The organism is Pseudomonas sp. S31, from assembly GCF_016648105.1.
In the GTDB taxonomy this organism is placed as follows: domain Bacteria; phylum Pseudomonadota; class Gammaproteobacteria; order Pseudomonadales; family Pseudomonadaceae; genus Aquipseudomonas.
This window is the reverse complement of sequence record NZ_JACVVE010000023.1, coordinates 19,313-31,080: the sequence shown is the minus strand read 5'-3', so window position 1 is coordinate 31,080 and position 11,768 is coordinate 19,313. Positions and strand designations below refer to the sequence as shown.

Genomic DNA, 11,768 nt, shown 5'->3' with positions numbered 1-11,768 from the left:
TTTTGCGTGCTTTGTATAATAGGCCGGACGCCGCAAGCGGCATAGAATGACGTCATCGCAGACTGTGATGAGACGCAAGCCATGGTTGCTGAACAACAATCAACACAGCGCCAACTTCTCGAAGCCGACCCGCAGGTCAAGCCTGAACTGCGGGTCGGTTTCGTCCTGCTCAACCAGTTCACCCTGGTGCCGGTGGCCGGCCTGGTCGACTCGCTGCGCTTCGCCGCCGACAAGTCGTTCCGCAGCCAGCAGGTGTACTGCCAATGGGACTGGATGACCCTCGACGACCGGCCGATCAGTGCCAGCTGCGGCATGCCCATTTCGCCGACCAAGCCCCTCAACCTCTTCGCCCAATACGACTACATCGTGCTGGCCGGCGGCCTGCTGGGCGAAACCCGCAATCCTCCGGACTGGTTGCTCGACGCCCTGCGCGACGTGCACGCGGCCAACATCCCGATCATCGCCCTGTGCTCGGGCTCGTTCGTGCTGGGCAAGGCCGGGCTGCTCGATGGCCGCCGTTGTGCGGTGCACTTCACCTTGCGCGACGAGTTCAAGGAGCGCTTCCCGCTATCGACCATGGTGATCGACAAGAGCTACGTGGACGACCGCGGCATCATCACCTGCCCCGGTGGTACGGCCATCGACCTTGCCGCCAACCTGATCCGCCGGCATTGCGGCGCGGTGCGGGCGCAGAAGGGGCTGGAGTACCTGCTGGTGGACGAACGCGCCGAGCAGGAGGACGAGCAGGCAGCGTCCGAAGGGCTGTACCAGAACGACCGGGTACAGCGGGCGATCACCTTCATGCGCGCCAACCTGGACGCCTCGATGACCCTCAAGGCGGTTGCCGAAGCGGTGGGCACCCACCCGCGCCAATTGCACCGCGAGTTCGTCGCCAATACCCAGGAGCCACCGGCCAACTACTGGCGCAAGCTGCGCCTGGAGCATGCGCGGCGATTGCTGGTGAACACCAGCCAGAACATCACCTCGATCGCTCTGGCCTGCGGCTTTTCCGATGCCTCGCACTTCATCCTGTGGTTCCGCAAGCAATATGGCGAAACCCCATACAGCTTCCGCAAGCGCCGCCATGAGGTGGAGCGTTTCGACTGGCATGGCGACAAGGTCGGGCTGGACCCTGAGTTGTAACACGGCCCCAGATTCACCACACCCCCTGTAGGAGCGGGTTTACCCGCGAAGCAGGCAGCGCGGAGCCTGGCACGGGCTTCGCCCGTGTTCGCGGGTAAACCCGCTCCTACAAACGCGAGCGCGTCAGCAACCCATCCAGCACCACCTCGCATGCCGCCCCCCAGGTCGCGCTGACCGGCTGGTGCATCAGCACCGCCAGACCATCGGCGGTGAACGTGCCCGGCGTGGCGATCGCTTCACCCAGGGCTTTCAGGCTCTGCTCCGGCTGCCGTTGCGCGGCGCTGATGCAATCCTGCAGGTTGCCGAGCACCAGCGCCCGTGCCTGCTCCGCGGGCAGGCCCTTGTCGCTCAGCCACTGCTGCAGGTCGTGCAGCAGGAAGTAGAACCAGCCATTCATGCAGGCCGCCACGGTCGCCAGTTCGAACGCCGACTCGTCCGCCAGCACCACCAACTTGCCCAGTGGGCCAAGGCACTGCTCGGCCTGTTCGTCCGCCGGGCAGATCGCCACGGTGGAAGCGTTGTATTGCGCACTGTACGAGAGCATGGCGCGTACGCAAGAGGCGCCAGGGAAGGCGACCGCCAATTGCTCCAGATTGATGCCGGCGACCACCGACAACAGGCGCTGCCCCGGCCGCAGGCGCACCTCGCTGGCCAGTTGCGGCAGCGCGTCGGGGCGTACCCCGACGATGAGCTGCTCGGCCTGGTCGACCACCGCCTGGTTGCTCGTCAGCACCTGGCAACCGTGTTCGGCGGCCAGCGCCTCGGCGCGTGCGGCGTTGCGTGGGGACAGCAGGATGGCGCCGGCGAAACCACTGCGGCGCAGGCCATGCACCATTTTTTCGGTCAGTTCGCCGACCCCGAGGATGCCCAGGCTGCGCATGTTGCCTCCTTGTTCAGCTTTCCAGGCCAGCGCGGCGCTGGCCCCAGTGCAGGTTGAGGTTGACCCCCAGGCTCAGCAGCGGTTCCGGTGGGTTGCGATTGGGGCCTTCGGCGCCCAGCAGGAAGTCGATCAGCTCGTCGCGCTCGCCACATAGCCAGTCGGCGAGCAGGGTGCCGGTGGCGGTGCCACGGGTGATGCCCAGGCCATTGCAGCACAAGGCCGCGTGGATATTCGGCGCCAGGCTGCCGAAGTGTGACAGGTGGTTGCGCGACAGGCACATCGAGCCGCCCCAGGTGTATTCGAACGGCATGCCCGCGAGCATCGGGAAGCGGCGTTCGAACGACGCCCGGTGCTGGGCCTCGGCGCGACGCAGGTGGCGCGGATTGGCGCGGCCGTCGGCATTGAAGCTGAAACTGTTACGCACCAGCAGGCGCTGGTCCGGGGTGCGCCGCAGGGTGCTGCCGAACGGGTCGGCGGGGATGATGCCCCAGGTCGCCTTGCCGCCCAGGCGCGCCTGCTCGTCCTCGGTCAATGGCCGGGTCATGCTGGCGTAGGTGAAGATCGGCAGCAGACGCCCGGGGAGGAAACCGAAGTACGAGGCGAAGGCGTTGTTGGTCAGCAGCAACCGGTCGGCGACGATCTGCCCGCTAGCATGGTGCAAGGTGATGCGCTTGCCCTGTTCGAGGCGGGTGATGGTGGTGTGCTCGTGCAGCGTCACGTTGTTCGGCAGGCTGTCGGCCAGGCCCTTTGCCAGCGCCGAAGGTTGCAGGAGCTGGGTGCCCGGGGTGTACAGCGCCTTGCGGTAGAACGGCGTGCCGAAATGCTCGGGCAGGTCGCGGGCGTCGATCATCTGGTAGGGCTGGTCGAGCTTGTCGAGGCCGCTGCGGTAGGCCTCGAGCACGGCCAGCCCCTTGTTCTCGACCGCCGCCTGGTACTTGCCGTCGGGGCGCAGTTGGCAGTCGATGCCGTGCTGGCGGATCAACTGGCCGAGGATCGCCTGGGCCCGCAGGTTGAGCTTGAGGTTCATGCGCGCGGTGGCCAGGTCGCCGATGTAGTCCGGGGCGCCGATGTCATGGGGCAGGTCGATGGCAAAACCCGAGTTGCGCCCCGAGGCGCCGAAGCCGACTTCCTGGGCCTCGACCAGCAGCACTTCGTCGTCCGGATGGTGCAGGGCCAGTTGCCGAGCTGCGGCAAGGCCGGTAAAGCCGGCACCCAGCACGACCCAGCGCGCCTCGCTCCGCCCCTGGTGCGCGGGACGAGGCTGGCGCTGGGGGCTGAGGTGGAACCAGCCGCACCCATTGTCGTCCGCGGGGGTAGAGGTGTTTCTGTGCATGGGGCTTTATCCGTGTTGTTTTCGCGCCACTATCGCACCGGCGTCGAATACACGGATATAACGGAAGGGACGGGTCATGGGAGGTTTGGTAGCCCCGCGCCTCTCCCGCGCCTTCAATGCAAGCGCTTGCGCAGGCGCTCGCAGGCCCGGGCCTGCTCGGCCAGGGCGTCGAGGTGCTCGTCGCGCTGCTGCTCGGCCTCGAGCATGGCGTCCTCGCCCTGCTGGTTGAGTAGGTAGGTATGGATCTGCATGACCTCGGCGCTCTGGTAGATCGGCGTGATGTCCAGGCGACCGATCAGTGCGCCGCTGGCTTGGCCGGTGCTGCTCATCAGTACCTGCGGCCCGTTGGCGGCCACCACCTGCAGGCCGAGCGCCTCGAACCAGGCCACTTGCCCGGGCAGTGGATTCGCCTCGATGCAGGTATAGCGCGCCTGCAGGTCACCGACCAATGCGCGGGCGATGCCCTGGCGACGGTGCGCGGGCGACACCACCAGGAATGCCAGAGCGCACGCCTGCGGGTCATCCTCGGCCGGCAACGCCAGGGCGAAGCCGAGCAACTGCTCAGGGGCTTCGGCGTCCAGTGCCAGGGTCAGCTCCACGTGCAGTCCACGGGTGCCGTCCAGGGCTTGCAGATATTGGTGCACCTCCATGCCGACGCCGTACTGGTACAGCGGGTAAAGGGCGTTGTCCGGGCTGATGGCGACGCTGCTCAGGGTGCTGACGTGGTGGATGACCAGTTCGCGGATCTGGTTCTGGAAAGACTCGGGCGGCACGCTGTCGAGGCGGCTCAGGATAAACATCGCTAGAAAGGCTCCGGGACGGGGGAAACACGGCGCGCCGGTGGGCACGCGGTGTCTAGTCTAACCGGTTTTACCGCTTCAGCCTTGCCTGAGCGCATCGCACTTAAGGGCTCAGAACCAGCGGTCGTTCTTCTTGCGACCACGGCTCAGCGCCGGCAGGATCAGGCCCGCCAGCAGGCCGGCACCGGCGATGCTGCCGCCGTAGACCATGTAGCGCATCATCACCTGCTTGTTCTCGTCGCCCAGGCGCGCCTGGGTGTCGCGCAGGGCGGACTGGCTCTGGTCGAGCTGTTCACCGAGGGCCTGGTTGCGCGCTTCCAGCTCGTCGATCAACTTCTTGCGCGAGTCGAGGGTTTCCTGCATGCCCTGCACGCGGTTCTTCCAGCTGTCGTCGATGGTCTTGAGCTGCCCGGACAGTTCGGCCACCTGGGCGTCGAGCTGGGGCAGACGCTCGCTCTGCCCGGGGACCGACTGCAGGTCGTTGCTGAGGATCCACACCAGGTCGCCGTTTTGCCCGCGCACCTGGCTGTAGTTGCCCTGGGTGCCGACCAGGGTCAGTTTTTGCCCGGACTTGAGCGTGCCGACGATCCGGTGGCCATCGGTGGGGCCGCTGCGGACGTAGGTGCTCAGGCTGTCGCTGACCCAGCGCGCGTCGCTGGCCGGCTCTTCGGCATGTGCCGGGATGGCGAGGGCCACCAGGGCGGCAATGAGGCTGCCACGCAGCACGGGGAGGGCGGGGGAAGCTGGGCGGGATTCAGGCATGTGGGGTCTTCGCTGCAACAGGACAAAAATAGGCCCGATGATTGGGCCGACGAACCGGTCGATGGATTGACCGCCAGGCAAAGACCGTTTTTTTGTAAGCAGGTTCACTGCTTAATGTCGGAAATGTCTGCAGGATATTGCAGGGGCTTGGCAATGTGGGGGAGCACCACATCCGCTTGGCGAGGGAGTTTGTCCCAGCGTTGGGGGCGTCTGGCAAGGCAGCGCAACAGCCCGTGCCAGGTGGCTGCAAAGCCCACCAGGTTGATCGGAAGCAGTCCATCGAAACGTCGCGCAGGGATCGCCAGCCCGCTCTTCAGTCGACCGCGGGCTTCCAGATCGAAAGACGCTCGATAGCGCGCATAATGTACGCCTTGCTGGAACAACAGCACCAGCATGCAGGCCCACCACCCAGGATGTCTGCCGGCTTGCAGCAGGCCCTGCGCGGCGTAAATGCCGACCGACGCTTGCAGGGGCAAAGACAAGAGCGGCATGAATGATTCGTTGAAAAAGTTGAACAACCAGATCCAGCGGGCCTTTGACCCTCGTTCGAGCAGTGCCGCACGATGTTTGATCAGTACCTGCCACTTGCCGGTAGCCCACCGCAGTCGCTGCCGGTAGAGCAAGTGCAGGGTGGCGGGAGCTTCCGTCAGCGCCCAGGCCTCCGGTGCATAGCGCACGGTCTGGCCACTGAACAGTAACGCCAGCGTCAGGTCCTTGTCTTCGGCGAGGGTATCCTTGCTGTAGCCGCCAAGGTGCCGCACGGCGTCGGTGGAAAACAGGCCGATCGGCCCAGGCACCACCGGCGTCATCTTCAGCGTGGTCAGGGCGCGACGTTCGATATGGTTGGCAGTGGCATATTCGAGCAACTGGCCAAGATGCAGCAGGCCGGGGCGTTGCGCCCGGTCACCCACCGCCAGGTGGCCGGATACCGCTACCACACCGCGCTCTGAGAATGCCCTGGCCAGGTTGTGCAACGTCGCCGCAAGCAACTGTGTATCGGCGTCGATGCACGCGAAGCTGGCGGTGGTCACATGGGCCAGCCCGTGGTTGAGGGCTGCTGCCTTGCCAGCGTTGGCCTGCCGCAGACACGTGACCACTTCCCCGTACTGACGTTGCAACCTGTGGATCACCTCCGCCGTGCGGTCCGTAGAGCCATCGTCGATACAGATGATCCGTGCGATGTGCACGTTGCTTGAGTTCAGGACACTGGCCACGGTGGCTTCCAGTACCCGCTCCTCATTGAAGCACGGGATCAGCACCGAAACGGCCGCCAGGGCCCGGTCACCGGGCGAAGGTTCAGGCAAGGAAATGTACCGGGCTCGCCACATCAGCCACAGGGCTTGCAACGATGCGAAGGCAAGAATGCTTGTGGCGATGGCCAACAGTGCGCCCATTGTATGTCAGCTCCGCTGGACCGGTAGGTGAGTGACGAGGTGTGCCAGGCCATGGTCGCCGACGGACGTCGTCGGGAAAACTGGCAGTTTTACCAGGTGGGCTGCGCCTTGCGCCTAGACTGAGTGTTCGACCTCATTCATGGAGCCCTACCATGACTGCCAAGAATACGATCTGCCTGTGGTACGACCAGGACGCCGAGGAAGCGGCCCGGTTCTATGCCAAGACCTTCCCCGGCAGCCGTGTCGTGGCCGTGCACCCCGCACCCAGCGACTACCCCTCTGGCAAGCAAGGCGATGTGATCACCGTCGAGTTCGTCGTCATGGGCATTCCTTGTGTCGGCCTCAACGGCGGCCCCACGTTCCGACACAGCGAGGCTTTTTCGTTCCAGGTCTGCACCGAAGACCAGGACGAAACCGACCGCCTGTGGCACGCGATCGTCAGCAACGGCGGCCAGGAGAGCCAGTGTGGCTGGTGCAAGGACAAGTGGGGGGTGTCGTGGCAGATCACCCCGCGTGTGCTCCTCGAGGCCATCGCCAACCCCGACCCGGCTGCCGCCAAGCGCGCCTTCGCGGCGATGATGGACATGGGCAAGATCGACGTGGCGCGAATCGAGGCGGCGTTGCGCGGCTGAGTCGCAGCGCTCACGCGCCGGGTTCGGCGTCGACATCCTCGTGCAACGACCAGTCGAACTGATCCAGCAGCCATTCGCGGACGATGGTGCAGCTCGGGTCGTGGCTCTTCGCTTCGTGCAGGCTCAGGTAGTGCAGGGTATCGCGGTGCACCAGGGTTTCGTCGACCGGACGTACCAGCACGCCTTGCTCGACCAGTGGCGCGACCAGGTAGTGCCAGCCCAGTGCCACGCCCTGGTGTTGCTGCGCCAGTTGGATGAGCAGGCTGTAGTCGTTGGCGTTGAATAGCAGCGGTGCCTCGGCGTCGCGCCGTTGCAGGTCGATATCCTGGTAGCCGAACCAGACTTTCCAGTCGACATGCTCGGCCACCTGCGAGCGGCCGAACGGGCTGAGGTTGAGCAGCGCGGTGTCGCGCAGGCCCTCGAGGGTCCGGATCTGTGGGTGCCGTTCGAGGTACTGCGGCGTGCACACCGGGTAGATCACGTCGCACACCAGCGGCTGGCTGACGTAGCCCTGGCCGCTCTTGCTGACCTTGCAGATGAGTATGTCTGGGGTCAGGCCGTTTTCCAGGGTCAGGAAGTTCTGCGTCACTACCACGTTCAGGTCGATTTGCGGGTGGGCGGCAAAGAAGATCGGTAATTTCGGCCCCAGCCAGAAATTGGCGAAGGCCGGCGAACAGCACAGGGTGACGCGCTGCCTGGGCGTGTCGGTGTGGCGGATGCGTTCGGCGGCCTGGGCGATGTTGGTGAATGACAGCTGCACCGCGTCGAAGAAGATCGCCCCGGCCGGGGTAAGCTCGACGGCGCGCCCGGAGCGGTTGAACAGTTCGGCGCCCAGGTGCTCCTCGAGGTCGCGGATTTGCCGGCTGATGGCAGCCTGGGTCACGCACAGGGCCTCTGCCGCGCGGGTGAAGTTCTGGTAGCGGGCCGCGGCGACGAACGCCTTCACCGCGCGCAACGACGGCATCTTGATCAGGGTCTGATCGGGTTCGGTGTGTTTGACCATACGTTTTTGTAATCGATTAGCCTGCGAAAATGTCATGCCTGGCCTGGAAAGGCTCGCTCTAGACTGTGATCAGACCGCAGGGCGGGGCGGGTTGGCAACACTTCGCCACTGAGTGTCAGACGTTTTCCCAACAATAAGACCAGGGACAACCCCCAGCCATGATGAATTCGCCGTTCTCGATTCCCGCCCATGCCCGCCGTATCGACCCTGCCCGGCAACGCGCCACCGCGCTCAAGGCCGACGGCTCGGTCGACGACAACGACCGCACCGAAATCGGCCCGACACCGCTGGCCTTCGCCGAGTGGTCGGCGCTGGGCCTGCAAGCCCCGCACCTGCCGACGATGCGTGAATATCGCCTGCAACGCCTGGTACAGCAGCTCCAGGCGCGCGACCTGGCCGGCATCCTGCTGTTCGACCCGCTGAACATCCGCTACGCCACCGACACCACCAACATGCAGTTGTGGACCACCCACAACCCGGCCCGGGCGTGCTTCGTCGCCGCCAGCGGCCATGTGGTGCTGTGGGATTTCCACGGCTGCGACCACCTCTCGGCGCACTTGCCGCTGGTCACCGAACTGCGCAGTGGTGCGTCCTTCTTCTACTTCGAGACCGCTGACCGCACCGAGGAACACGCCAGGCATTTCGCCGCCGAGGTCGACGCCTTGTTGCGTACCCATGCCGGCGACAACCGACGCCTGGCCGTGGACCGCATCGAGGTCGCTGGCCTGCGTGCCCTCGATGCCCTTGGCGTGCAGGTGCACAACGGCCAGGAAGTGACCGAGTTCGCCCGGGCCATCAAGGGCCCCGACGAGATTCTCGCCATGCGCTGCGCAGTGGCGTCCTGCGAGGCCGCGGTGGCGGAAATGCGCCAGGCCATGTGCGCCGGGGTCACCGAAAACGATGTCTGGGCGGCCCTGCATGCCGGCAATATTCGCCGTGGTGGCGAATGGATCGAAACGCGCATCCTCAGCTCTGGCCCGCGCACCAACCCCTGGTTCCAGGAGTCCGGCCCGCGGGTCCTGAGCGATGGCGACCTGCTGTCGTTCGACACCGACCTGATCGGCGTCTACGGCTTTTGCGTGGACATGTCGCGCAGCTGGATCTGTGGCGACCTGCAACCCACCTCTGAACAGAAGCGCCTGTACCGCATCGCCCATGAGCACATTTCTCGCAACATCGAGATGATCGAGCCCGGCGTGCGCTTCACCGAACTCACCCGCAACGGCCACCGCCTGCCCGAGAGCTGCCGGGCACAGCGCTACGGTGTGATGTTCCATGGCGTCGGCTTGTGTGACGAATACCCGAGCATCCGCTATCCGGAAGATCTGGAGTCCTATGGCTACGAAGGGGAACTGCAGGCAGGGATGGCGCTGTGCGTCGAAGCCTATGTCGGCGAGGTGGGCGGGCGCGACGGGATCAAGCTGGAGAACCAGTTGCTGGTGACCGAAGACGGCTATGAGCTGTTGACCCATTACCCGTTCGAGGACAGTTTCCTGCGGGATTGATGGCGCGCCTTCGCGGGTCAATCGCAGCCTGGCGGGGAGTGCCCCGACTGCAGGCTGACCTGCAGTCGGGTTGGCCGATCAGAAGTCGATGCTGCCGGAGAACTTGACCAGGCGCGGCTCGCCCTGGGTCAGGTAGCCGCCGTTGGCCGAGGCCCAGTAGTTCTTGTTGGTGAGGTTCTCGACGTTCACGCGCAAGGTGATGTCCTTGTCCCAGCCCTTGAATGCGTAGCGGGCACCGGCGTCGAAGCGGTTCCAGGCCGGCAGCTCGAGGTTGTTGGCCTGGTCGGCGAACTGGCCGCCGGTGCGCAGCATGCGGGCGTTGAGCGCAGCGCCTTCGATGCCAGGGATGTCCCAGTCGATGCTGGCGTTGAGCTGGAAGGTCGGCACGCCGATGGCATGGTTGCCGTCATTGGCGCCGCCCTTGGTGTTCTTCAGCTCCGAGGTCATCCGGGTGCCGCCGGCCATCAGGCGCAGACCGTGGATCGGCTCGCCGAACACGCTCAGCTCGATACCCTTGTTGACCTGCTGGCCGTCGTGCACGAAAACGTCGCCATCGACGTAGCCATCTGTGGGCTTCTCGATGCGGAACACGCCCAGGTTGGCGCCGAAGGTCTGCAGGTCCAGCTTGACGCCTGCTTCGAGCTGTTTGGTGCGCCCTGGCGGAAAGGCCTGGCCGGCGTTGGTGATACCGCTGCCCGAGGCGGTCGGGCCCTGGGCCAGGCCTTCGATGCGGTTGGCATACAGCGACACCGATTCGGTCGGCTTGTAGACGATGCCGTAGACCGGGGTGGTGATGCTCTTGTCGTAGAGCGCGGTGCGGCTGCCGTCGGAATCGTCGAAGCTGGTGCCGTCGTAGCTGTAGCTTTCCACGCGCAGTTGCTGGCGACGGATGCCGTAGGTCAGCAGCAGGCTGTCGTCGAACAGGCCGACTGTGTCCGAGATGGCCAGGCCGCGGTTGCGCGTCTTGCCGGTCACGCCTGGGTCGCCGAGGTCGCCGCCGGTCAGCGACACGTCGGTGGGTTTGGGCAGTTTGGTCCCGTGATAAATGTCGGTATTGCCCGCCGTGGACTTGTAGAACACATAGGCGTTTTCCTGCTGGGTCCAGATGGTCGTGGCACCGATCGCGATCTGGTGGCTCAGCGGCCCGGTCTGCAGGCGGCCGTTGAGGCCGGCGGCGAAGCTCACGTTGTCTTCGTTGTGCGGGATCTCCGAGCCGCCGATGGTCGCGGTGCCGTCGTTGCCGACCAGTTTCGGCGTACCGTACACCCCGGTCTCACGGGTGTGCTTGGCGCCACCGGCGAGGTACGCGGTCCAGCTGTCGTTCAGGTCCCAGTCGCCACGGAGCATGCCGAAGGTGTCTTCGGTTTCGGTGTAGGTCCAGCTCTGTCCATAGTTATGCTTGGCGTCCGGAGCGGTCGGAATGGCGGTGGCGGTACCCAGCTGCACGCTGTTGCGCAGGTGGTTGACGCGCTGCTTCTGGTAGCCGAAATCGGTGGAAACGCGGAAGTCGTCGCCACGATAGTCGAGGCCTGCGACGAACAGCTTGGTGCGCTGGCTCTGGTCGTCGACGGCGGTGTCGCCTTCACGTTGGCTGAGGTTGACCCGTGCGCCCCAACGGTTGTCCTCGCCGAAACGCTGGCCGAGGTCCAGGTGTTCGCCAATGCGACCGTCGGTGCTGATGTCCTGGGTGTAGCGGCGGGTCGGGGTGTCGCCGGCGCGCTTGGCCACCAGGTTGACGCCGCCACCGAGGCCACTGCCGGTGGGCGATGCGCCGTTGATGAAAGCGCTCGGGCCCTTGAACACGTCGACGCGCTCAATGGCGTCGGTCGAGAGGATCTGCCTTGGCAACACGCCATACAGCCCGTTGTAGGAGATATCGTCACCGCTTAACGGCAGGCCACGGATCACGAACACCTGGGACTGGTTACCAAAGCCGAACGACTGGCGTACCGACGGGTCGTTGAGCAGCACGTCGCCGACATCCTCGGCCTGCTGGTCCTCGATCAGCTTGGAGGTGTAGCTGGTCATGGTGAACGGCACGTCCATCATGTCTTGGTTGCCCAGCACACCCATCTGCCCGCCCCGGGCTACCTGGCCGCCGCTATAGGCCGCGGGCAGGGTATTGGAGTTGACCTTTTCGGCGCTGGCGGAAATGTCGGTGGCGCCCAGCTCGATGACCGGGTCGGCGGCATGGGCCACGAAAGGCACCGAGCAGCACAAGGCCAGCAGGGTGGGGCGGGACGGAAAGGGAAAAACCATGGGCGGCACCTGTGAAAAGTTGAGTGCCACCCTGGCGATGAGATCCATTTGCAGGTG

At 65.2% G+C, this 11,768-nt stretch carries 10 protein-coding genes; 3 read left to right on the top strand and 7 right to left on the bottom strand.

What is annotated here, in order from left to right:
* Positions 1–81 precede the first annotated feature (81 nt).
* Positions 82–1,143 carry a GlxA family transcriptional regulator gene (locus IAE37_RS17250; RefSeq protein WP_201175486.1) on the top strand — a complete coding sequence of 354 codons (1,062 nt, stop codon included), beginning with the start codon at positions 82–84 and terminating at the stop codon, positions 1,141–1,143.
* Positions 1,144–1,249: 106 nt separating this feature from the next.
* Here IAE37_RS17250 and IAE37_RS17245 read toward each other — a convergent pair whose 3' ends face one another.
* From IAE37_RS17245 to IAE37_RS17225, 5 genes are all read right to left on the bottom strand, one after another.
* Positions 1,250–2,023, bottom strand: coding sequence for a pyrroline-5-carboxylate reductase family protein (locus IAE37_RS17245; protein ID WP_201175484.1), 774 nt, complete (start codon positions 2,021–2,023; stop codon positions 1,250–1,252).
* 13 nt (positions 2,024–2,036) lie between these two features.
* Positions 2,037–3,356 (bottom strand): NAD(P)/FAD-dependent oxidoreductase, encoded by a 1,320-nt coding sequence (locus IAE37_RS17240; protein ID WP_201175482.1) that lies wholly within the window; start codon positions 3,354–3,356, stop codon positions 2,037–2,039.
* Positions 3,357–3,469: 113 nt separating this feature from the next.
* Complete coding sequence (locus tag IAE37_RS17235; protein WP_201175480.1) at positions 3,470–4,156, bottom strand: GNAT family N-acetyltransferase; 687 nt, start codon at positions 4,154–4,156, stop codon at positions 3,470–3,472.
* Positions 4,157–4,267: 111 nt separating this feature from the next.
* Positions 4,268–4,918, bottom strand: a complete 651-nt coding sequence (locus IAE37_RS17230) for a TIGR04211 family SH3 domain-containing protein (protein ID WP_201175477.1) — start codon at positions 4,916–4,918, stop codon at positions 4,268–4,270.
* 104 nt (positions 4,919–5,022) lie between these two features.
* Positions 5,023–6,312, bottom strand: coding sequence for a glycosyltransferase (locus IAE37_RS17225; protein WP_201175475.1), 1,290 nt, complete (start codon positions 6,310–6,312; stop codon positions 5,023–5,025).
* A 152-nt stretch (positions 6,313–6,464) separates the two neighbouring features.
* Between IAE37_RS17225 and IAE37_RS17220 the strand changes: the two genes are divergently transcribed.
* Positions 6,465–6,944: a VOC family protein gene (locus IAE37_RS17220; RefSeq protein WP_201175474.1), complete on the top strand. Its 480-nt coding sequence runs from the start codon at positions 6,465–6,467 to the stop codon at positions 6,942–6,944.
* A 10-nt stretch (positions 6,945–6,954) separates the two neighbouring features.
* On the opposite strand, the gene IAE37_RS17215 is transcribed toward IAE37_RS17220, so the two are convergent.
* A complete protein-coding gene (locus tag IAE37_RS17215; protein WP_201175472.1) occupies positions 6,955–7,947 on the bottom strand; it encodes a LysR family transcriptional regulator in 993 nt (330 codons plus the stop codon).
* A 158-nt stretch (positions 7,948–8,105) separates the two neighbouring features.
* Here IAE37_RS17215 and dddP point away from each other — a divergent pair, with 158 nt between their 5' ends.
* Complete coding sequence (gene dddP, locus IAE37_RS17210; protein WP_201175471.1) at positions 8,106–9,452, top strand: dimethylsulfonioproprionate lyase DddP; 1,347 nt, start codon at positions 8,106–8,108, stop codon at positions 9,450–9,452.
* 78 nt (positions 9,453–9,530) lie between these two features.
* Here dddP and IAE37_RS17205 read toward each other — a convergent pair whose 3' ends face one another.
* Positions 9,531–11,711, bottom strand: a complete 2,181-nt coding sequence (locus tag IAE37_RS17205) for a TonB-dependent receptor (protein WP_201175469.1) — start codon at positions 11,709–11,711, stop codon at positions 9,531–9,533.
* Positions 11,712–11,768 lie beyond the last annotated feature (57 nt).